The organism is Ideonella sp. BN130291 (assembly GCF_036231905.1).
In the GTDB taxonomy this organism is placed as follows: domain Bacteria; phylum Pseudomonadota; class Gammaproteobacteria; order Burkholderiales; family Burkholderiaceae_C; genus CAMLIZ01.
The window spans coordinates 451,996-474,414 of sequence record NZ_JAZARE010000003.1; the positions used below are offsets into that span (position 1 = coordinate 451,996).

Consider the following 22,419-nt stretch of genomic DNA (forward strand, 5'->3'; position numbering starts at 1 on the left):
GCGGGGGTGGTCGCCGTCTCCGGCGACCGGGGGCACCGCTCAAGGCTGCTTGAAGTCCCCGCCGACGCCAATGACGAACGCCTGGGGCTGCAGGTGTTTCCGCATCACGGCATTCACCTGGTCGGCGGTCAAGGCGGCCAGCGCTTCGTCCACCCTCTGCGTGATCGCGAAGGTGCGCTCGAGGAACAGGTTGGCTGACAGCGACCCCGCCAGCTGCGCGTCCTGCGCGCGGCTCAGGCGTCGGAAGTTGAGCAGCGCGGTCTTGGCCGATGCCACTTCTTCCGGCATGAAGCCCTCCTTCAATGCGCGCGCCACTTCCTCGCGGAAGCCCTGCTCCACCTTGTCCCGGTTCTGCGGCGCGAAGATCGCCCCGCCCTGCCACACCGAGTTCGGCTCGAAGTTGTTCCAGCTGACATAGCTGTAGGTGCTGTAGGACAGGCCCTCGCGCTCGCGGATGCGCTTCCACAGGCGCGAGTCGCCGCCCGAACCCAGCATGAAGTTCCCCAGCATAAAGGCCGGGTAGTCCGGGTCCAGGTCGTTCAGCGGCACGTGCTGTTGCACGCTGAGCACCGCGTTCTGCTTGTCCGGCGTCTTGAACTCCAGCCGGCTGGCCGGCGGGTTGTACAGCGGGTTGGGCACGCGCGCAAAGGGCGACGGGCTCTTCCAGTCGCCGAAGGCCTGGTCCAGCGCCTGCCGCACGGTGGCGACGTCGAAGTCGCCCACCGCACCGAACTGCGCGTTGGACGCACCATAGAAGCGGCGGTGGAAGTCCTTCAGCTGCTCGACGTTGACCGCCTTGATCTCGGCCACGATCTCGTCGAAGCTGCGCGCATAACGCACGTCACCGCGCGGATAGGGGTTGCCATGGCGCGCGACCGCGTTGGCCACGATGGCCTGCGGGTCGTCGCGCTGCTGCTGCACCGAGGTGATGCCCTGGCGCTGCAATTCATCGAGCGCGCTGGCCGGGAAGCTCGGTTGGCGCAGCAGCTGGCCGACCAGCGCAATCGTGTCGGCGATGGTCTCGCGCTGGGAGGTGATGTTCACCGACACCGCGCCCGCGCCGCCGCCGATGGCCACCTCGCTGCGCAGCTGGTCCAGGCGGTCCTGGATCTGCTCGCGGCTCAGCTGCGTGGTGCCACGGTCCAGCATGCTGGCCACCATGGAGGCGACCTCGCCCTGGCCGAACAGGCTCTTCTCGTCGCCGTAGCGCAGGGTGAGCGTGGCGCGCACGGTGTTGCCGCGGCTGGGCTTGGGCAGCAGCGCCGCCTTCAGGCCGCTGGGCAGGCTGAAGCGTTGGGTGCGGGCGTCGATGTTGGCCGGGGTGGGATCGAAGGCCGCCACCGCGGCCACGCCCGCCTGCGGCTTGAACTCCTTGATCTGCTGCGCCACGTCCACCATCGCTGGCGCCGGCGCACGCACCGGCTTCTCGGTGGGCAGGTAGAGCGCGAGCGTGCGGTTGGCCTGCAGCAGGCGCTCCTGCGCGACCCGCTGCACGTCGGCCAGCTTGGCATCGCGCACGCGGTCACGCAGGAGGAAGAACAGGCGCCAGTCGCCGAGCGCGATCGATTCCGACAGCGCCACGCCCACCGCCTCCGGATTCGTGTACTGCAGGTCCCAGCTCTTGAGCCACTTGGCCTGCGCACGCTTGAGTTCGTCGGCCGTGATCGGCTCGCTGCCCAGGCCCTCCACCACCGCGAGCAGTGCGTCGCGCGCCTTGTCGACGTCCTGTCCAGGCGCCAGCTGCACACCCCACAGACCCACGCCCGGGTCGTGCATGGCCAGGGTTTCGCTGAAGGCGCTGGCGGCGAGCCCCTTTTCCACCAGGCGCTTGTGGATGCGGCCTGAAGGCGTGTCGCCCAGGATGAGCGCGAGCAGTTCCACCGCGGCAAAGTCGGGGTGCGCGCCAGGGGGCACGTGGTAGCCCGCCATCATCAAGGTGGCACCGCCCACACGCCGCAGGGTGACGCTGCGTTCACCGTCCTGCGCGGGATCCAGGGTGTACAGCTGCGGGCGCTGCTGCCTGGAGCGCGGGATCTTGCCGAAGCTGCCCTGGACCCAGCCCAACACCTTGGCGGGATCGAACTTGCCCGACACGATCAGCGTGGCGTTGTCCGGCTGGTAGTACAGCCGGTAGAACGCCTGCAGCCGGCCGATGTCCACGTTCTCCACGTCGGCCCGTGCGCCTATCGTCGTCTTGCCGTAGTTGTGCCACTGGTACATGGCGGCCAGCGTCTTCTCGAAGAGGATGCGGCTGGGGCTGTTCTCGCCCATCTCCATCTCGTTGCGCACCACCGTCATCTCGCTGTCCAGGTCCTTGCGCGCGATGAAGCTGTTGACCATGGCGTCGGCCTGCCAGTCGAGATACCACTTCAGGTTCTCGTCGTTGGCGGCGAAGCTGGCGAAGTAGTTGGTGCGGTCCAGCCAGGTGCTGCCGTTGGCCCGCAGGCCACGCTTGGTGAACTCGGCCCACACGTTGCGGTGCGTGGGTGTGCCCTTGAACAGCAAGTGCTCCAGCAGGTGGGCCATGCCGGTTTCGCCGTAGCTCTCGTGGCGCGAGCCCACGCGGTAGGTCACGTTCACCGTGGTGGTGGGCTTGGAGTCGTCCGGCGCCAGCAGCACCTGCAGGCCGTTGGGCAGCCGGTATTCGGTGATGCCCTCCACCGACTGCACCGGCTTGGGATCAGTCGCCGCCGCGGTGGCCGCATGGGCGGGCAACAGGGTCGTGGCAACGAGGCAGGCAGTGAGCAGGCGGAGCAGCATCGGTTCGACCATCCTTCGGCAAAGACCGGCAGTGTAGGCAACAAAACAAAAGGGAGCCCGTGCGGGCTCCCTTCGACGCAAACCGAGGCTGCGAGTTCAGGCGCCGTGCTTCTTGGCCCAGGCCGCCATGCCGGTGCGCACTTCGGCGCGTGCGCCTTCGGGGCCTTCCCAGCCCAGCACCTTGACCCACTTGCCCTTCTCCAGGTCCTTGTAGTGCTCGAAGAAGTGCTGGATCTGCTGCAGGCGCAGGTCGTTCATGTCCTCGGGCTTCTGCCAGTGGGTGTAGATCGGCAGGATCTTGTCGATGGGCACGGCCAGCAGCTTGCTGTCGCCGCCCGCTTCGTCTTCCATCTTCAGGATGCCGATCGGGCGGCAGGTGACCACCACGCCAGGGATCAGCGGATACGGCGTGATCACCAGCACATCCACCGGGTCGCCGTCGTCGGCGAGCGTCTGCGGGATGTAGCCGTAGTTGCACGGGTAGTGCATGGCCGTGCCCATGAAGCGGTCGACGAACAGCGCACCGGTCTCTTCATCGACCTCGTACTTGATCGGGTCGGCGTTCATCGGGATCTCGATGATCACGTTGAACTCGTCAGGTGCCTTGGCGCCGGGGGTCACGTTGTGCAGGCTCATGGTGATTGCCAAATGATGTGGTGAATCGCGAGGGAAAACCCGGATTCTACGGGTGGCACTTGCTTTGCCCTGACGGCACGCGGGCATGACACGCCGATGACGCGCGGTCAAAAACAGGTGTTTCCGCCACGTTGTCAGTGTCATGCCCTTCACTTAGCATGGCCCGCGACCCGTCCCCTGCCTCCTGCAGCGCAGGCGAAGAGCGGGCACATCCAATCCACAGGGTTCAAAACCAGAAGGAGTTGCCTTGATGTCGACAACTATGGCGCTTTATGTGGCGCTGGCGTGCGGCCTGGCCGCCGTCTTGTACGGATTCATACAACGAAGCTGGATCCTGCGACAGGATGCCGGCAACGCCCGGATGCAGGAGATTGCGGGCGCGGTGCAGCAGGGCGCTGCCGCCTACCTGGCACGGCAGTACAAGACGATCGCCATCGTGGGCGTGGTGCTCGCCATCCTGATCGCGGTCTTTCTGGATCGCACCACGGCGGTGGGATTCGTCGTGGGCGCGGTGTTGTCGGGCGCCTGTGGATTCATCGGCATGAACGTCTCGGTGCGCGCCAATGTGCGCACCGCGCAGGCCGCCACCCTGGGCATCGGCCCGGCGCTGAACGTCGCGTTCAAGGGCGGCGCGATCACCGGCATGCTGGTGGTGGGCCTGGGCCTGCTGGGCGTGAGCCTGTTCTTCTGGTGGCTCAGCGGCGGCACCAACGTGGACGCCGCCACCTTGAAGCCGCTGCTCGGCCTGGCGTTCGGCTCGTCCCTCATCTCCATCTTCGCGCGCCTGGGCGGCGGCATCTTCACCAAGGGCGCCGACGTGGGCGCCGACCTGGTGGGCAAGGTGGAAGCGGGCATCCCGGAGGATGACCCGCGCAACCCGGCAGTGATTGCCGACAACGTGGGCGACAACGTCGGTGACTGCGCCGGCATGGCCGCCGACCTGTTCGAGACCTACGCGGTCACCTTGATCGCCACCATGACGCTGGGCGCCTTGATGGTCACCGGCGCGGCGCTCAACGCGGTGATCTATCCGCTGGTGCTGGGCGGCGTGTCCATCATCGCCTCCATCATCGGCTGCAGCTTCGTGAAAGCCTCGCCCGGCATGAAGAACGTGATGCCGGCGCTCTACCGCGGCCTCGCGGTGGCCGGCGTGCTGTCGCTGATCGCCTTCTACTTCGTCACCAGCGCCATGTTCCCGCAGGCGGTCACCGTGGCGGGCAAGACGGTGAGCGCGATGGCGCTCTTCGGTGCCTGCTTCGTGGGCCTGGCGCTCACGGCGCTGCTGGTGTGGGTGACCGAGTACTACACCGGCACGCAGTACGGGCCGGTGCAGCATGTGGCACAGGCCTCCACCACCGGGCATGGCACCAACATCATCGCCGGCCTGGGCGTGTCGATGAAGTCCACCGCCTGGCCGGTGATCTTTGTCTGCATCGCGATCGGCGTGTCGTTCTGGCTGGGTGGGCTCTACGGCATCGCCGTCGCTGCCACGTCCATGCTGAGCATGGCCGGCATCGTGGTGGCGCTGGACGCCTACGGCCCGATCACGGACAACGCCGGTGGCATCGCCGAGATGGCGGACCTGCCGGCCAGCGTGCGCGACATCACCGACCCGCTGGACGCGGTGGGCAACACCACCAAGGCGGTGACCAAGGGCTATGCGATCGGCTCGGCCGGCCTGGCCGCGCTGGTGCTGTTTGCCGACTACACCCACGCGCTCGAAGGCCGCGGCATGCACCTGCGCTTCGACCTGTCGGACCACATGGTGATCATCGGCCTGTTCATCGGCGGCCTGATCCCCTACCTGTTCGGTGCCATGGCGATGGAAGCCGTGGGCCGCGCGGCCGGTGCCGTGGTGGAAGAAGTGCGGCGCCAGTTCCGCGACATCAAGGGCATCATGGAAGGCACCGGCAAGCCCGAATACGGCAAGGCGGTGGACATGCTCACCACCGCGGCGATCAAGGAAATGATCGTGCCCTCGCTGCTGCCGGTGGTGGTGCCGATCCTGGTGGGCCTGCTGCTCGGGCCGGCCGCACTGGGCGGCCTGCTGATGGGCACCATCATCACCGGCCTCTTCGTCGCCATCTCCATGTGCACCGGCGGTGGCGCCTGGGACAACGCCAAGAAGTACATCGAGGATGGCCACCATGGCGGCAAGGGCAGCGAAGCCCACAAGGCCGCGGTGACCGGCGACACGGTGGGCGACCCGTACAAGGACACCGCAGGCCCTGCCGTGAACCCGCTGATCAAGATCATCAACATCGTGGCCCTGCTCATCGTGCCGCTGCTGCCAGCGGTGGTGCCCGCGTCCACGCACGCCGACACCGCGCCCGCCGCGCAGACCGCCCCGGCCACCAGCATGCCGGCGTCGTCCGCCGAAGCGGCGGCGCTGCCCGCCTCTTCCGCTGCATCCGCGCCCTGAGCCGGCCGCTGCGGCGTGACAAGGGCCACTGCGGTGGCCCTTTTTTCATGGCGCGCTGGGCAGACCCTCTTCTGCCCTGGCGGGCCGCGGGGTACAAAGCCCATCGGCCTTGCCGTCGCGGCAGTATTGATCGTGCACCCGCCCCTCACTCCCTTCCCGGTCCTGGACGAGATCGGCCATGAGCCGTGGGAATGGCCGCTGCCGGGGTTCATCTCACTGCACGTCGTCGTGCCCCGCTGCGACAGCGAGCAGCCCTGCCTCATCGAAACGCTGGCTGGCACCACGACCGAAGGCCAGATCGTGCGCATCGACCCGGGCCAGCGGACGGTGAGGTTTCGCATGAGTGCGGACGGCCCACCTCTGGCGCTGCCGTTCGATCGTTTCAGGCGCCTGACGCTGACCACGCCGCTCACCGCGGTGCCGCGGCCGATCGGTGTACCGGTGTGGCGCGTGCCGGCCGCCGAGGAGGAACGTGCATACCGCCTCACCACGCCGGCCGGCGGCCCGCCGCTCGCCGGCATCACGCTCGGCCATGTGGAGACCGAGCACGGGCTCTTCCTCTTCACGCCAGTCAACGAGGACCGCTCGGTGCAGCGCGCGTTCGTGCCGCGAAGCGCGTACACGCAGGCCGAATTCGGGCCGACGGCGGTGGACACGGCGGCGGAGCGATGGATCGCCAGCCCTTCGGAGCTGGTCGCTGCACTGGAGCGCCAGTCGCACATGCCGGTGCTGCCGCTGGGCGACTCGCTCCTGCAACTGGGCCTGCTCACTCGGGGACAGCTGTCCCGCGCGCTGGCCGCCCGCGACGACCGCCGCCCGCTCGGCGAGCGCCTGGTGAGCGAAGGTTTGCTGTCCGCTGCGGACCTGCAGACCGCGCTGGCCCACAAGATGGGCTATCCCATCGTGGACCTCACGCGTTTCCCGGTCGACCCCGCTGCAGCGCGGCGCCTGCCCATGGCCCGCGTGGCCGAGTTGCGCGCCTTGCCGCTGATGTGGCACGACGGCCGGCTGGTGGTGGCCGTGGACCGCCTGTCACGCGTGAACCGCCTGCGCGAACACCGGGCGCAGTTGCAGCTGGACTTTCTGCCTTGCCTGGCCTCGCAGCGCCAGATCCAGCTGGCGTTCGCGGCGCTGGTGAAGCAGGACCTGTGGTCCCCCAACGAGCGCGTGCCGCACGGCGTGTTCAACACGACGCTGTAGCCGACGACCGGGCGCTTCGGCCCCCGGGGCCGCGTGTCAGCGCCGTCCCACACTTTGTTGCGCGATCCGCTTTCACGTCAGCCGTCCGGCATGGTGTAACGTTTGAATGTCACCCGCTCGGCGGGCGTCGTCTTGATGCCGTATCAGCTTGGCGTGTCCAGTCAACGCCGATGCGGCCCTGCATCTACTTGAAGGACCGCCAACGTGAACCTCTTTCGTCGCCGCCTCGCCCTTGCCCTGGCGCCCGCGCTCCTCTCGTGCAGCCTGTTGTTGGGGGGTTGCGGGGGCGGGGGCAGCGATTCCACCTCGTCTCCCCCTCCGACGACCGGCGGGCCGGCGTCGGTGGAGCGCGAGATATCGCCTGCCGCAGTGGACGCCCAGGTCAACATGGCGCTGGAGCCGCATGTGGCGATCAACCCGTCGCCTGACGTGGCCGCCGCGCACAAGCTGTTCGTGTTTCTCCCCGGCACCAGCGGCACGCCGGAGATGTACCGGCTCATCCTGCGCAGCGGCGCTCGGCGTGGCTTCCACACGCTGGGACTCAACTACCCCAATCCCACGGCGGTGGGTGAGCTCTGCTTGGGCAGCTCCGATCCCAACTGCTTCTTCAAGGTGCGCAGCGAAATCATCTCGGGTGCACCTCTGAGCGACCTTGTCAGCGTGAACGTGCCCAACTCCATCGTCACCCGGCTCACGGAGACGGTGGCATATCTCAACCAGCACTTCTCGGACGAAGGCTGGGGCCAGTACCTGCTGAGCAACGGGCAAATCGACTGGTCCAAGGTCGTGATGTCCGGCCACTCCCAAGGTGGCGGGCATGCCGGCTTGATGGCCAAGATGTTCTCCATGAGCCGGGTGGTCTACTTTGCGTCTCCTGCGGACTGGGACGGGTCGGGGCCGGCCGCCTGGGTCAGCCTGCCGAATGTGACACCGGCAGTGCGCCAGTACGGCTTCACCCATCTCGACGACGACCTGGTGCCGATCGCGAAGCTGTCTCTCATCTGGCCCACGCTGGGGCTGGGCGCCATGACCACCGCTGTGAACGTGGACAACACGTCCCCCAGCCAGTTCGGCAACTCCCACATCTTCGTCACGAATGCCACGCCGCGCCTGGGCGGCATATCGCCGACCCACGGTTCCACCGTGCTCGACATGTCCACGCCGCTCGCCGGCAACGGCACGCCGGTGTTCGACCCGGTGTGGGCCGCCCTCTGCTTCGAGTAAGCACGCGTTGATCGCGACGACCGCATCCAAGCGGTCGCGGACAAAAAGCGGCAACAAAAAACCCGGTGCCCTTGCGGACACCGGGTTTTTGCGTTCAATGGTCGGGGTGGCGGGATTCGAACTCGCGACCCCTTGCACCCCATGCAAGTGCGCTACCAGGCTGCGCTACACCCCGACTGAGCCAAGCAGTATACCTGCAAAACAGGCCGCTTCAGATGGTGAGCAGGCCGCGGATCGACAGGAGTTCGTTGCGCATCTGCGCGAGCGACATCTCATGCACCTCCGGCAGCGGCAGGGCCGCGCCATCGGCGGCTTCCGGCTCCGCTTCAAGGCCTGCGTCAGGCGGCAAGGCGCTCTCGTCGATCACGCTTTCCACCGCCTCGTGGCGGGCTGCGCCATGCTGGTCGGCCAGCCGGTTGCGGGCGCCGCTGATGGTGAAACCCTGCTCGTAGAGCAGCTCGCGGATGCGCCGGATGAGCAGCACCTCATGGTGCTGGTAGTAGCGCCGGTTGCCGCGGCGCTTCATGGGCTTGAGCTGCGTGAACTCCTGCTCCCAGTAACGCAGCACGTACGGCTTCACGCCGCACAGCTCGCTCACCTCGCCGATCGTGAAGTAGCGTTTGGCGGGGATGGCGGGGAGCGCTTTCTCCATTGAAATCAACGAGATCTAGCGGGAAAGTTCAGACTCTACTCGAACTCTCCTTCGGCAGGGATGTCACCTTGCACAATGCCTTTGAGCTTGTGACTTGCGTGAAATGTGACCACGTTGCGGGCCTTGATCGGGATCGCCTCGCCGGTGCGCGGGTTGCGCCCCGGACGCGGCGCCTTGCGCCGGATGTTGAAGTTGCCGAAGCCCGAGAGCTTCACGTCCCGCCCGGTCACCAGGCTGGCGTGGATGATCTCGAAGAAGGCCTCCACCATGTCTTTCGACTCGCGCTTGTTCAGGCCCAGGCGCTCGAACAGCAACTCGGCCAGCTCCGCCTTGGTGAGGGTGGGCGTTTCGAGCGAGGGCAGGATCACGCGGTCGTGGGTGTCCTCGTCGTCCATGGCGGCGGCGTCGCTGGCGTTGTTCATGCTGCGTGGATCCATCATGGTGACGTTCAGCCCCGCAGGCGGGCGCCGAATTCGGTGTTGAGGCGTTGCACCACGGCGGCGATCACCGGTTCGATGCGTTCGTCGGTCAGGGTGGCCTGGTCGTCCAGCAGTTCCAGCCGCACGGCCATGCTGCGCTCGCCGGCGCCGATGTCGGCGGTGGGCTGCGCCGGCCGGTAGATGTCGAAGAGCTGGGCGCGGCGGATGAGTGCATCGGCCGCTTCGATCGCCTCGATCAGCGCCTGGTGGCTCACTCGGTCGTTCACCACGATGGCGAGGTCACGCAGGGACGCCTGCTGGCGCGGGATCGGCTGGTACTGCGGCAGCGGGCGCTGCTGCAGCGCGGTCAGGTCGATCTCGAACAGCACCGGCGCGTGCGGCAGCTCATAGGCCTGTCGCCACTTGGGATGCAGCTCGCCCAGCACCCCCACACGCCGGCCGTCGATCTCGATGGCGGCGCTGCGGCCAGGGTGAAGCGCCGGATGCGGCGCCGGCACGAAACGTGGCGCCAGCGGGGCGAACAGCGCCTCCACGTCGCCCTTGACATCGAAGAAGTCCACGCCCTTGTCGGCGCGGCCCCATTGCAAGGTGTCCGCCGCGCCATACGCCAGCCCGCCCAGCCGCATCGGCTGGTGGATGCCGGCCACGCTGAGCGGCCCGTCCTGGTTGCGGTCGTCGCGCAGGAACACGCGTCCAATCTCGAACATACGCACGCGCGGCGCCTTGCGGGCGAGGTTGTAGCGCAGCGCGGAAACCAGGCTGCCAAGCAGGCTGGACCGCATCACCGCCAGCGGCGCTGCGATCGGATTCAGCACCTGGATGGGGTTGTCGTTGCCCGCCAGCTCGCGCTCCCAGCGGTCCTCGACGAAGCTGAAGTTGATCGTCTCCTGGTAGTCCAGGTCGGCCATCAGGTGCCGCAGCGCATGGCTGCTGCGCAGGGATTCCGGCCGCACCTTGGCCGTCACCGGCGCGAGCGGCGGCGTCTCGGGCAGCAGCGGGTACCCCAGCACGCGGATCACTTCCTCGATCAGGTCTTCCTCGATCTGGAGATCGAAGCGCCAGCTCGGCGGCGTGACGATCAGCTCGCCCTCGCCTTCCGTGAACGGCAGCCCCAGCCGCTGGAATACGCCGGCGCACTGCGCTTGCGTGACCGGCATGCCGATGACCTTGGCCGCGCGCGCCACGCGCAGGCGCACCGGCTTGCGCTCGGGCAGGCGCGCCACCTGGTCGTCCATCGGGCCGGCTTCGCCGCCGCAGATGTCGATGATCAGCTGCGTGATGCGCTCGATGTGTTCCACCGTGAGCGCCGGGTCCACGCCGCGCTCGAAACGATGGCCCGCGTCAGTGCTGAAATTGAAGCGACGCGACCGGCCGGCCACGGATTCCGGCCACCAGAACGCGGCCTCGACGTAGACGTTGCGGGTGTCGTCCGACACGGCCGTGTGGTCGCCCCCCATGATGCCGGCCAGCGACTCCACCCCGCGCGCATCGGAGATCACGCCCACGGTCTCGTCCACCTCGATGGTGCTGCCGTTGAGCAGCTTGAGCGTCTCACCTTTGCGGCCCCAGCGCACCACCAGCTTCTGGTCGATCTTGTCCAGGTCGAAGATGTGGGACGGGCGGCCGACCTCGAACATCACATAGTTCGAGATGTCCACCAGCGCAGTCACCGAACGCTGGCCGCAGCGGGCCAGCCGCTCCACCATCCAGGCGGGTGTCCTGGCCTTGGTGTCGACGTTGCGCACGACGCGGCCGGAGAAGCGGCCGCACAGCTCGGGCGCCTCGATCTGCACCGGCAGGCGCTGGTCGTGGCGCGGTGGCACCGGCTGGATGCTCGGTTGCTTCAACGGCGCGCCCGTGAGGGCGGACAGCTCGCGTGCGATGCCGAACACGCTGAGCGCATGGCCAAGGTTGGGCGTGAGCTTCAGGGTGAACAGCGTGTCATCGAGCTTCAGCGCCTCGCGCACGTCCTGGCCCACCGGCGCATCGTCACCGAGCTCCAGCAGCCCGCCATGGTCGTCCGACAGCTTCAGCTCACGGGCGGAGCACAGCATGCCGAAGCTTTCCACGCCGCGCAGCTTGCCGGTGCCGATCTTGAACGGCTTGCCGTCCTCACCGGGCGGAAGCTCGGCACCCACCAGCGCCAGCGGCACCTTGATGCCGGCACGCGCGTTGGGCGCACCACACACGATCTGCAGCAGACCCTCCTTGGAGTGCTCACCCGCATTCACCTTGCACACACGCAGGCGGTCGGCATTCGGGTGCTGCGCGCATTCGACGATCTCACCCACCACCACGCGGCTGAAGGGCGGCGCCACCGGGCGCATCTCTTCCACCTCCATGCCGGCCATGGTGAGCGTGTCTGCCAGCTGCTCGGTGGTGATCGGCGGGTTGCAGAATTCGCGCAACCAACTTTCAGGAAATTGCATCTTCGGCTTCTTGGATGATCAGGACTTGAACTGCGACAGGAAGCGCAGGTCGCCGTCGAAGAACAGGCGCAGGTCGTTCACGCCATAACGCAGCATGGTCAGCCGGTCCGGCCCCATGCCGAACGCGAAGCCGATGTACTTCTCCGGGTCCAGACCGAAGTTGCGCACCACGTTCGGGTGCACCTGGCCCGAGCCGGCCACCTCCAGCCAGCGGCCCTTGAGCGGCCCGCTGTTGAAGGCGATGTCCACCTCCGCCGAGGGCTCGGTGAACGGAAAGAACGACGGCCGGAAGCGCAGCTGCAGGTCGTCGGTTTCGAAGAAGGTGCGGAAGAAGTCGATGAACACCGACTTCAGGTCCTTGAAGCTCACGTTCTCGCCGATCCACAGGCCTTCGCACTGGTGGAACATCGGCGAGTGGGTGGCGTCACTGTCCACGCGGTAGGTGCGGCCCGGCGCGATCACCCGGATCTCGGGCATGTGCTCCTGCCCCGCGTACTTGGCAGCATGCATGCGGGCGTAACGCACCTGCATGGGCGAGGTGTGCGGGCGCAGGTTGAGCCAGCGGCCTTCGGCGTCCTTCATGTCGACGTAGAAGGTGTCCTGCATCGAACGCGCCGGGTGGTTCTCCGGGTTATTCAGTGCGGTGAAGCTCATCCAGTCGGTTTCGATCTCGGGGCCGTCGGCCACGTCGAAGCCCATGGAGCCGAAGATCTGCTCGATGCGCTCCAGGGTGCGCGATACCGGATGCAGGCCGCCCACGCCACGCGCGCGGCCCGGCAGGGTGACGTCCAGCGACTCGGCCTTCAGTTGCGCTTCGAGTTCGGCATCGGCCAACGCCTGGCGTCGTGCCTGCAGCGCCGCTTCCACCCGCTGCTTGGTGGCGTTGATCTCGGCGCCGCGCGCCTTCTTCTCCTCAGGCGCCAACGCAGCCAGCCCCTTGAGCAGCTCGGTCACGCGGCCGGCCTTGCCGAGATAGCGTGCCTTGGCGTTTTCCAGCTCGGCCGGCGACGTCGCAACGCCGAAATCGGCTTGCGCGGCCTGCACGAGTTGATCGAGATCGTTCATCGCGGTGGTTTCAACGAGAAATAAAAAAGGCCGAACACCCGGTGCCGGCCTTTGAAGTCTTGCCCGGCCTTTCAGCCGGGGCCGTGACACCGCGGTTGCCCGCGGTTCACGCTCAAGCGAGCTGGGCCTTCACCTTGTCGACGATGCTGCCAAAAGCAGCCGGGTCGTTGACGGCCATGTCGGCAAGGACCTTGCGGTCGATGTCGATCTGGGCTTTCTTCAGGCCAGCCATGAATTTGCTGTATGTGATCCCCAGGCCACGGGACGCCGCGTTGATACGGGCGATCCACAGCTGACGGAACACCCGCTTCTTGGTGCGACGGTCGCGGTAGGCGTATTGCCCCGCCTTCATCACCGCCTGTTTGGCGATGCGGAAGACGTTCTTGCGACGACCACGATAGCCCTTGGCGAGGGCCAGCACCTTCTTGTGACGGGCACGTGCGGTAACACCACGTTTGACGCGAGGCATGTGATTGCTCCTTGTTCAGTGGTGATTACAGGCCAGCAAAGGGCAGCATCTGAGCGATGTGTCCCATGTTGGTCTCGTGCACGGTGACCGCGCCGCGAAGCTGGCGCTTGTTCTTCGTGGACTTCTTGGTCAGGATGTGGCGCTTGAACGCCTGACCGCGCTTGACGGTACCACCCGGACGCACGCGGAAGCGCTTCTTCGCGCTGCTCTTGGTCTTCATTTTGGGCATGACTGCTCCTTTTTCGCTGCCCCGTCAGGCGTGCGCGGAAAGGTCCCGCGCCCTTGTTGGCCTGAAAGGGCTTCTGTGCAGCACCGTGGCGACCAGCCCCGGTGCTGTAACTCCAACCGTGCTCAGCGCTTCTTGGGCGCCAGCACCATGATCATCTGCCGGCCCTCGAGCTTCGGCATGTTTTCCACCACCGCCACGTCGGCCAGTTCATCGCGGATGCGCTCCAGCAGCCGCATGCCGATGTCCTGGTGGGTGATCTCGCGGCCACGGTAGCGCAGCGTGACCTTGCCCTTGTCGCCGTCCTCGGCAATGAAGCGGCGCAGGTTCCGCATCTTGATCTGGTAGTCGCCTTCGTCCGTGCCCGGGCGGAACTTGACTTCCTTGACCTCGATGATCTTCTGCTTCGCCTTGGCTTCCGCCGCCTTCTTCTGCTCCAGGTACTTGAACTTGCCGTAGTCCATCAGCCGGCACACCGGCGGATCGGCCTGGGCAACGATCTCCACGAGATCGACGTCCCGTTCGCCCGCCATGTGCAGCGCTTCCTGCAAGCTCACGATGCCCAGGGGCTCGTTGTCGGGGCCGTTCAGCCGGACTTCCGGCGCGGTGATCTCGCGGTTCAAGCGGTGCTTGCGCTCCACGTTGGGAGTGCGGCGGTCAGCAAAAGTAGCGATGGTGCAAACCTTTCAACGGAACCAAGGCAACAGTCCCACGTAAAAACGACTGCGCGCCACAAAAGGCCGTTCAGACCTTGGCCGCGATATCCGCTGCGAGCTTCTGGACGAAGGAATCGAGGGACATCACGCCGAGATCCTGGTTGCCTCGGGCGCGCACCGCAACGGCCCCGCTTGCCTTCTCCTTGTCGCCCACGACAAGGATGAACGGGACCTTTTGCATTGAATGCTCCCGTATTTTATACGTAATTTTCTCGTGGCGCAAATCGGCCTGCGCTCTAACTCCTTGTTTTAGAAGCGTTTTCACGATTTCGGATACATAGTCGTGCTGGGCGTCCGTGATGCTGGTCACCACCACCTGCGTGGGCGCCAGCCAGACCGGCAGCGCGCCGGCGTGCTGCTCGATCAGGATGCCGATGAAGCGCTCCAGGCTGCCCACGATGGCGCGGTGCAGCATCACCGGAGTGCGGCGCTCCCCGCTTTCGGCCACGTATTCGGCGCCCAGCCGCTCGGCCATGAAGAAATCCACCTGCATGGTGCCCACCTGCCAGGGCCGGCCGAGCGCGTCCTTCAGTGTGTATTCGATCTTCGGGCCGTAGAACGCACCGTCGCCGGGGGCGATCTCGAACTGCACGCCACTGCGCCGCAGGCTTTCCATCAGCGCGTGCTCTGCCTTGTCCCAGGCCTCGTCGGAGCCGATGCGGGCCTCCGGTCGTGTGGCAACCTTGTAGATGATGTCGGTGAAGCCGAAGTCCTGGTAGACCTTCTGCAGCAGGGCCGTGTAGACAGTGCACTCCGGCAGGATCTGGTCTTCGGTGCAGAAGATGTGGCCGTCGTCCTGCGTGAAGCCCCGCACGCGCATGATGCCGTGCAGCCCGCCCGTGGGCTCGTTGCGGTGGCACTGGCCGAATTCGCCGTAGCGCAGCGGCAGGTCGCGGTAGCTCTTGATGCCCTGCTTGAAGATCAGGATGTGGCCGGGGCAGTTCATCGGCTTGAGCGCGTAGTCGCGCTTCTCCGACTCCGTGGTGAACATGTTCTCGCGGTACTTCTGCCAGTGGCCCGTCTTCTCCCACAGGCCCTGGTCCAGCAGTTGCGGGCCCTTGACCTCCAGGTAGCCGTTGTCGCGGTACACACGGCGCATGTACTGCTCCACCTCCTGCCACACCGTCCAGCCCTTGGGGTGCCAGAAGACCGTGCCGGGCGAGTGCTCGTCGATGTGGAACAGGTCCAGTTCCTTGCCCAGCTTGCGGTGGTCGCGCTTCTCGGCTTCCTCCAGCATGCGCAGGTACTGTTGCAGCTCGTCCTTGGTGGCCCAGGCCGTGCCGTAGATGCGCTGCAGTTGCTCGTTGCGGTGGTCGCCGCGCCAGTAGGCGCCGGCCACCTTCATCAGCTTGAAGTGCTTGAGCTTGCCCGTGCTGGGCACGTGCGGGCCGCGGCACAAGTCCTCGAACTGGCCTTCGCGATAGAGCGACACATCCTCGCCCTGCGGAATGCTCTCGATGATCTCCGCCTTGTAGTGCTCGCCGAGGCTTTTGAAGTAGGCGACGGCCTCATCGCGCGGCAGCACGCGGCGCTCCACCTTCTCGTCCTTCTTCGCCAGCTCCGTCATCTTGGCTTCGATGGCGGCCAGGTCCTCGGGCGTGAACGGACGCTTGTACGCAAAGTCGTAGTAGAAGCCGTTTTCGATCACCGGGCCGATGGTGACCTGCGCCTCGGGGAAGAGGTCCTTCACCGCATAAGCCAGCAGGTGAGCCGTGGAGTGGCGGATGACATCCAGGCCGTCCGGGTCCTTTTCCGTCACGATCGCCAGCGGCGTGTCGCGTTCCAGGCGGTAGCTGGTGTCCACCACCTTGGCTTCCTTGCCATGGCCGATGCGCCCGGCCAGCGCGGCCTTGGCCAGCCCGGTGCCGATGGAGGCGGCCACGTCGGCCACCGTGGGCGGCTGCGCGAATTCGCGCTGGGAACCATCGGGCAACTGGATCTTGATCATCTGGAACTCCAAAAACAAAAAAGCGCGGTGGGTGCCGCGCTTTCCTTGTGAACGAGAAAAATCTCTGGCGTGACTACGCGGCCGACTGAACCTCGACGGTGACAGTGGACGTAGTTCGCGGTGTCATAACCGGCGTGCCTTTCTCGCTCTTGTGGGTGGTGGAGCCGGAATTGTAGATCACGACACCGGATCGGGCTCGGTGTTGTCCGGCGACGGCGGATTGAAGCTGCTCACGTCCACCGGCTCCTTGTCCTCCGGCGTCAGGGTGTTCAGCGTGGCGAGGTAGCTCGCCATGCCGGCGGTGGACTCGCTGGCGCTGGGTGGCACCGCCTCCAGCGGACCGGGCGGAGCGGGAGCCGGTGCCGGGGAATCGCCACCGCCACCGCAGGCGCTCACCAGGGCCGCTGCAGCGAACGCCTGGGCGAGCCAGAAAATGCGCTTGTTCATCGAGATCTCCTTCATTGCGCGCCGGGGGTGGGCGCGCTGAGGTAGGGGAAACCGCCCATCAGCGGCACCACGGCCTGGTCCACCGCATCGTGCAGCTTGAGCGAGGTGTCACCCAGCGGCACATTGGCCGGTTTGCAGTCGGTCCCCAGTTGCAGCGCGTTGTTGTTGCCGTTGAGCATGCACAGCCCACCCATCACGGCCACCAGCGACACGTCGACCACGTCGTCCTTCGGACGGCGGCCATTCGGGAAGCCGGCGTTGTCGCCACCGGCCACGCCAAGGCGATGCTGGCTGGCGGCCGGCGTGGCGGCAATGCCGGTGTTCAGGCGCAGCATCTCCGACGGCGTGGCGCTGGCCGGCTGGTTCAGGCCCTTGATGCCGGTGAGGAAGGTGGTCACCAGGTCGGTGCGCGGCAGGTTCTTGGGCGCGGTGCCTGGGATGTTGAGCGCGATCTCCAGCAGCGCGGGCAAGGTCGGGTTCGTCACGTAGTCCGCAAACTGCGCATCGTCCTTGGGCTTGCTGCTGTTGAAACGGTCCTTGTCGGGCAGGCCGATCACCACTTCATTGACCAGCGGCATGCCCAGGCGCGACACCTGGGTCCATGCGCCGCCCACCTTGGCGGTGGTGCTGTGGCCCTTGCCCGGCGCCGGGTTGAGCAGGCTGCCCTGGCGCATGCTGGCCGTGGTCCAGCCGCCGATCACCGGATCGCTGCCTTGAACGAGGCAGCTTTTGTGCACCTCGAGCGCCAGCGTCGTGACGTTCTTGTCGTCGATGGTGTTGGGCGCCGCATTGATCTTGCTCGGGTCGGTGATCACGCCCAGCGGCGCATTCACCAGGTCAAACACCGCACCCAGGTTCACCGCAAACGGATCCTTCCGCTGGCCGACGAACAACCGGCCCGGCTGCGTGCAGCCCGGGATGTTGACGTTGTAGACATGCTTGGCGGCGTAGCCCGCGTAGTCCGCGATCGTCTTGGTGCCGATGTTGTCCACCGGCTTGTCGAAGGTGGCGCTGCCGCCGGTCGCGTTGGTGACGGCGCTGCGCATGCCGGCGCGGCGGTCACCGCGCACCACGTCCACGGTGTAGCTCTCGTTCACGTTCAGCGCCGCGTCCTTCACGTTGGACACGGTACCGGCCTGGATCAGCGGGATCGCCACGTTCTTGCCACCGATGGGCAGGGTCACGCCGTTGAGCTTGTTCTTGAAGCGGAACTGGAAGCTGATGTCTTCCTTGGCATCGCCGTTGTTGTCGATGTGGATCTCGTAGAGCGCGTTCTCGTCCATGGAGAAGTAGTTCGGGCCGCCATACGGATCCTGCAGCGGCTGGTAGTTGGCCAGCAGCGTCACGTAGCCGTCGCGGCCGGGTTCGTAGCTCGCGAACATGTAGAAGTCGGTCGCGTCCACCTTGGGACGCGACGAAATGAAGGGCGCCTCGCGGTGGCTGGAGGCTTGCACCGGCGCTGCGGCCAGCAAGGCGGTGCCCGCCGCCATCAGCGCGGCCACCATGGGAAGCAGGCGATGAGCCTGCAGTGAACGGGTTGTCATGCGTATCTCCTGGCAGATCCTCGAATTCGGCGGACCTGTGGGTGCCGCCCCCTGGACCCGGCACACCAGCGGCGTGCGGGGTCTGGGGGCGAGATACGCGGCGGCTCGAAAAACGGATGCGCCGCAGCTCAGAGGGGGAGCGCCTGCACCGTGCCCGGGCGCGACACCAGGGCTTCGAACTCATCGGCCAGGCGCTGGCTTTCGGCCAGGGCACGCTGCCAGTCACGGATGCGGCCGTCGATGTCCTCCCCATAGCCCTTGAAGTCGGCGCGGTCGGGCAGCTTGGCGTTGGGCAGGGTCTTCACCCAGTCGGGGTTCGGCGACAGCAGCACCACGTTCGCCAGGCGCTCGGTGGCGCGGTGACGGCGGCGTAGGCCCTTGTCGAGCCAGCCGGGGATCACCGTGTTCTGGAAGTGCGGGTACAGCACCAAGCCGCCATCCATCGTGGCGTAGTCCAGGTGCAGGTGGTAGTCGGTGATGCCACCGTCCCAATAGGCGCCGGCGGGGGCGCCCGGGATGTCGTGCACGGCCTGCAGCCACAAGGGCACGGTGCAGCTCGCCAGGATGCTTAGCCGCAGGTTGCGCTCGTCCAGCGGCACCTGGTGGGTGCGGTAGTCCTTCAAGTGCAGGGGCAAGGGGTCACGCGGGTCGGAGAAGATCACGCGCTCGAGCCAGCCGCCCATTGCAGTGCGGCTCACCGCATTGGCCGTAAACGCACCGAGGTAGCCCAGCGGCGTGCGCAGCTTGCCTTCACGCCGCAGCAGCGCATGGCGGCCACGGCTGGTGAACACATGCAGCCGGTAGCGGGGATGCTGCAGCAAGGTGGCCTCGTGACCGGCAAAGTGCTCGGCCAGGCAGGCGGAAAACACCTCGCTCACATGGCGTGCGGTCGGTGATTTTCCCGGCCGGTGTTCATAGCGCTGGTGGATGTAGTCACGCGCCATGCGCGCCAGCGCGGCGTCGGGATCCGGCATGCAGGCGCAGGCCATGCGCCAGGCGCCTACCGACGCGCCCAGCAGGTGCACGGTGTGGCGGCTGTCCTTCAGCCAGTGGCCGAAGATGAAGCGGTCCAGCGGGTTGAGTGCAAAGCACTTCGGGCCGCCGGCCGCGCCAGGCAGGAGCGCGACGTCCCGCGGACGCAGGCCGTGTTCGAGCAGGTGCTGCCGCGCTTGGGGGCCGGCGTAGATCTGGAGGGCTTGCATAAGCCCTCCATGCTAGCCGCGGCGACGCTTCAGGGGTGCCTCGCCACCACGCCGCAGGCAATGCGGGCGCCAGAGTTGCCGGTCGGCTGGGTCTTGTAGTCGTCGGGGTTGGCGTGCACCACCACCGCCCGGTTGGTGATGTCGGCCGGGCCGCCGCCGATGGTCACGCCATGCAGCATGAACTTCAGGTCCGCCACGCCGTCAGCGTCGGCCTTCAGCGCAGGCATGTCGCCTGCGTGGTGGGCAGCATCCTGCGGGCCATGCGGTGCGCCACCGGGATTGAAGTGACCGCCGGCGCTTGTGCCGTCGGTGCTGGCGCAATCGCCTTTCTCATGCAGGTGGAAGCCGTGTTCGCCATTGGGCTTCAGGCCGGTGATGTGCGCGCGGGCCATCACATGGCCGTCGACCTCGTGGAACATCACCAGGCCGGTCGCGGTGTTGCCCTGCGTGGGCGACAGGGTGGCCACCGCCATCGGTTTGCCCATCATCGCGCCGTGGGGGCCGGCCTGGCTGGCGCAGCCGGCCAGCGCAACGGCGGCCATGGTGCACGCTACAAGAGTGACAGCTCGCATGGAATCCTCCTTGAAAAGGCGAATGTAGAGACGCTCGACATACGGAGGAGGTCCGCGGCGGGATGCACCGCGGCCCGTGATCAGCGCTTGCCCTGCAGCTTGGCGAAGGCAGCCGCCATCGCACTTTGCGCCGGCGAGGCGGCCTGGCCGCCCCGTGGGGTGCCGCCATTGCGCCCGTGGCGCGCGGGCGGCCTGAAGCTGTTGTCGCCGCGCGCGCCCTGCCCCTTGGCCGGTGCCGCAGCATCCAGCTTCATGGTCAGCGAGATACGGTTGCGCGCCAGGTCCACTTCCAGCACCTTCACCTTCACGATGTCGCCGGTCTTCACCACTTCGCGCGCATCGGTGACGAACTTGTTGGCGAGCTGGCTCACATGCACCAGGCCGTCCTGGTGCACACCCAGATCGACGAAAGCGCCGAACTGGGCCACGTTGCTCACGGTGCCCTCCAGCACCATGCCGGGCTGCAGGTCCTTGATGTCTTCCACGCCATCGTTGAAGCGCGCCACCTTGAAGTCCGGGCGCGGGTCGCGGCCCGGCTTTTCCAGCTCGGCCAGGATGTCCTTGACCGTGATGGCGCCGAACTTCTCGTCCGCGAAGGCTTCCGGCTTCAGCGCACGCAGCACGTCGGAGCGGCCGATCAGCTCGGCGATCGGCTTGCCGGTGGCGGCCATCATCTTCTGCACCACCGGGTAGGTTTCCGGGTGCACGCCCGACACATCCAGCGGGTTGTCACCATCCCGGATGCGCAGGAAGCCGGCTGCCTGCTCGAAGGTCTTGGCGCCCAGCCCGGCCACCTGCGTGAGCTGCTGGCGGTTCTTGAACGCGCCATTGGCATCGCGCCAGCGCACGATGCTGGAGGCGACCGCATTGCTCAGGCCCGACACGCGCGCCAGCAGCGGCGCCGATGCGGTATTCAGGTCCACGCCCACCGAGTTGACGCAGTCCTCCACCACCGCATCCAGCGTGCGCGCCAGCTCGCTCTGGTTCACGTCGTGCTGGTACTGGCCCACGCCGATGCTCTTGGGGTCGATCTTCACCAGCTCGGCCAGCGGGTCCTGCAGGCGGCGTGCGATGGACACGGCGCCGCGCAGGCTCACATCCAGCTCCGGCAGCTCCTTGCTGGCGAACTCCGACGCGGAGTACACCGAGGCGCCGGCTTCGCTGACCACCACCTTCTCGATGTGGGTGCCGGGCGCGAGCTGCTGGATGCGCTTGATGAGATCAGCGGCGAGCTTGTCGGTCTCGCGGCTGGCGGTGCCGTTGCCGATGGCGATGAGGTTCACGCCATGGGTGGCGCACAGCCGGCCCAGCGTGTGGATGGAACCTTCCCAGTCCTTGCGAGGCTCGTGCGGATACACCGTCGAGGTGTCCAGCACCTTGCCGGTGTCGCTGACCACGGCCACCTTCACGCCGGTGCGAATGCCCGGGTCCAGGCCCATCACCACACGCTTGCCGGCCGGCGCGGCCAGCAGCAGGTCGCGCAGGTTCTCGGCGAACACCTTGATGGCCACCTTCTCGGCCTCCTCCCGAAGGCGCGAGAACAGGTCGCGCTCCAGGCTCAGCGAGAGCTTGACCTTCCAGGTCCAGGCGACGGTCTTGCGGATCAGGTCGTCGCCGGGGCGCTTGGCATGGCCCCAGCCGAGGTGGCGCGCGATGCGGCCTTCCGCCAGGCCCGGTTGCCCGGCAACCACTTCTTCGTCCAGCACCAGCTTGGCATCCAGGATCTCCTGCGTGCGGCCGCGGAACACCGCGAGCGCGCGGTGCGAGGGCACGGCGCGGATCGGCTCGTCGTAGTCGAAGTAGTCGCGGAACTTGGCGACGTCGGGGTTGTTCTCGTCCTTGCCGTCCATCAGCTTGGACTTGAACAGGCCCTCTTCCCACAGCCATTCGCGCAGCTTGCCCACCAGCGCCGCGTCCTCGGCCCAGCGCTCGGACAGGATGTCGCGCACGCCGTCCAGCACAGCGAACGCATCGGCAAAGCCACCGTCGGCATTGATGAAGGCGGCCGCCTCGGCCAGCGGGTCCAGCGACGGGTCGCCGAACAGCTTGTCGGCCAGCGGCTCCAGCCCCGCCTCGCGGGCAATCATCCCCTTGGTGCGGCGCTTGGGCTTGAACGGCAGGTACAGGTCTTCCAGCTCCTGCTTGGTGGGCACCGCTTCGATCGCGGCGCGCAGCTCGGGCGTGAGCTTGCCCTGCTCCTCGATGCTCTTGAGCACCGCCGCGCGGCGCTCCTCCAGCTCGCGCAGGTAGCCCAGGCGGGCCTCCAGGTCGCGCAGTTGCGTATCGTCGAGGCCGTCGGTCGCCTCCTTGCGGTAGCGCGCGATGAAAGGCACCGTGGCGCCCCCATCCAGCAGCTCGACAGCGGCATTCACCTGGGCGGGCCGAACCTTCAGTTCGGCGGCCAGCTGCAGAAGGATCTTGTCCAAGTTCGAAGGCACTGCAATTTCGAAGGCGCGCAGTGTGCCAC

Annotated in this window: 18 protein-coding genes and 1 tRNA gene; 3 read left to right on the forward strand and 16 right to left on the reverse strand. The window is 66.9% G+C overall.

Annotated elements, in window-relative coordinates:
* Positions 1 to 39: 39 nt before the first annotated feature.
* Complete coding sequence (locus tag VPH43_RS08415) at positions 40 to 2,772, reverse strand: M16 family metallopeptidase (protein ID WP_328577226.1); 2,733 nt, start codon at positions 2,770 to 2,772, stop codon at positions 40 to 42.
* An 84-nt stretch (positions 2,773 to 2,856) separates the two neighbouring features.
* Positions 2,857 to 3,396: an inorganic diphosphatase gene (gene ppa, locus VPH43_RS08420; protein WP_328577227.1), complete on the reverse strand. Its 540-nt coding sequence runs from the start codon at positions 3,394 to 3,396 to the stop codon at positions 2,857 to 2,859.
* Positions 3,397 to 3,646: 250 nt separating this feature from the next.
* On the opposite strand from ppa, the gene VPH43_RS08425 reads away from it, so the two are divergent.
* The 3 genes from VPH43_RS08425 (at position 3,647) to VPH43_RS08435 (ending at position 8,242) form a co-directional block, all read left to right on the forward strand.
* Positions 3,647 to 5,818, forward strand: a complete 2,172-nt coding sequence (locus tag VPH43_RS08425; protein ID WP_328577228.1) for a sodium-translocating pyrophosphatase — start codon at positions 3,647 to 3,649, stop codon at positions 5,816 to 5,818.
* A gap of 132 nt (positions 5,819 to 5,950) precedes the next feature.
* A complete protein-coding gene (locus VPH43_RS08430; RefSeq protein WP_328577229.1) occupies positions 5,951 to 7,018 on the forward strand; it encodes a hypothetical protein in 1,068 nt (355 codons plus the stop codon).
* Between the two features lie 369 nt (positions 7,019 to 7,387).
* A complete protein-coding gene (locus VPH43_RS08435; protein ID WP_328577230.1) occupies positions 7,388 to 8,242 on the forward strand; it encodes a BPSS1187 family protein in 855 nt (284 codons plus the stop codon).
* Positions 8,243 to 8,340: 98 nt separating this feature from the next.
* Here VPH43_RS08435 and VPH43_RS08440 read toward each other — a convergent pair.
* The 14 genes from VPH43_RS08440 to VPH43_RS08505 form a co-directional block, all read right to left on the reverse strand.
* Positions 8,341 to 8,417, reverse strand: a tRNA-Pro gene (locus tag VPH43_RS08440).
* 36 nt (positions 8,418 to 8,453) lie between these two features.
* Positions 8,454 to 8,894, reverse strand: a complete 441-nt coding sequence (locus VPH43_RS08445; RefSeq protein ID WP_328577231.1) for a MerR family transcriptional regulator — start codon at positions 8,892 to 8,894, stop codon at positions 8,454 to 8,456.
* 35 nt (positions 8,895 to 8,929) lie between these two features.
* Entirely contained in the window at positions 8,930 to 9,289 is a 360-nt protein-coding gene (locus VPH43_RS08450; protein WP_442909248.1) for an integration host factor subunit alpha, read from the reverse strand.
* A gap of 53 nt (positions 9,290 to 9,342) precedes the next feature.
* Positions 9,343 to 11,763 carry a phenylalanine--tRNA ligase subunit beta gene (gene pheT / locus VPH43_RS08455; protein WP_328577233.1) on the reverse strand — a complete coding sequence of 807 codons (2,421 nt, stop codon included), beginning with the start codon at positions 11,761 to 11,763 and terminating at the stop codon, positions 9,343 to 9,345.
* Positions 11,764 to 11,781: 18 nt separating this feature from the next.
* Positions 11,782 to 12,828 carry a phenylalanine--tRNA ligase subunit alpha gene (gene pheS / locus VPH43_RS08460; protein WP_328577234.1) on the reverse strand — a complete coding sequence of 349 codons (1,047 nt, stop codon included), beginning with the start codon at positions 12,826 to 12,828 and terminating at the stop codon, positions 11,782 to 11,784.
* 112 nt (positions 12,829 to 12,940) lie between these two features.
* Positions 12,941 to 13,297 (reverse strand): 50S ribosomal protein L20, encoded by a 357-nt coding sequence (gene rplT / locus VPH43_RS08465; protein ID WP_328577235.1) that lies wholly within the window; start codon positions 13,295 to 13,297, stop codon positions 12,941 to 12,943.
* Between the two features lie 25 nt (positions 13,298 to 13,322).
* Entirely contained in the window at positions 13,323 to 13,526 is a 204-nt protein-coding gene (gene rpmI / locus VPH43_RS08470) for a 50S ribosomal protein L35 (RefSeq protein ID WP_328577236.1), read from the reverse strand.
* Positions 13,527 to 13,648: 122 nt separating this feature from the next.
* Entirely contained in the window at positions 13,649 to 14,164 is a 516-nt protein-coding gene (gene infC / locus VPH43_RS08475; protein WP_328577237.1) for a translation initiation factor IF-3, read from the reverse strand.
* A 103-nt stretch (positions 14,165 to 14,267) separates the two neighbouring features.
* Complete coding sequence (thrS, locus tag VPH43_RS08480) at positions 14,268 to 16,187, reverse strand: threonine--tRNA ligase (protein WP_328577238.1); 1,920 nt, start codon at positions 16,185 to 16,187, stop codon at positions 14,268 to 14,270.
* Positions 16,188 to 16,364: 177 nt separating this feature from the next.
* Positions 16,365 to 16,634: a hypothetical protein gene (locus tag VPH43_RS08485; protein ID WP_328577239.1), complete on the reverse strand. Its 270-nt coding sequence runs from the start codon at positions 16,632 to 16,634 to the stop codon at positions 16,365 to 16,367.
* 11 nt (positions 16,635 to 16,645) lie between these two features.
* A complete protein-coding gene (locus VPH43_RS08490) occupies positions 16,646 to 18,178 on the reverse strand; it encodes a DUF4331 domain-containing protein (RefSeq protein ID WP_442909242.1) in 1,533 nt (510 codons plus the stop codon).
* A gap of 128 nt (positions 18,179 to 18,306) precedes the next feature.
* A complete protein-coding gene (locus VPH43_RS08495) occupies positions 18,307 to 19,380 on the reverse strand; it encodes a phospholipase (RefSeq protein ID WP_328577240.1) in 1,074 nt (357 codons plus the stop codon).
* Positions 19,381 to 19,409: 29 nt separating this feature from the next.
* On the reverse strand, positions 19,410 to 19,952 hold the full coding sequence (locus tag VPH43_RS08500; RefSeq protein WP_328577241.1) for a superoxide dismutase family protein: 543 nt from the start codon (positions 19,950 to 19,952) through the stop codon (positions 19,410 to 19,412).
* 80 nt (positions 19,953 to 20,032) lie between these two features.
* Positions 20,033 to 22,378, reverse strand: a complete 2,346-nt coding sequence (locus tag VPH43_RS08505) for a Tex family protein (protein WP_328577242.1) — start codon at positions 22,376 to 22,378, stop codon at positions 20,033 to 20,035.
* Positions 22,379 to 22,419: the final 41 nt, after the last annotated feature.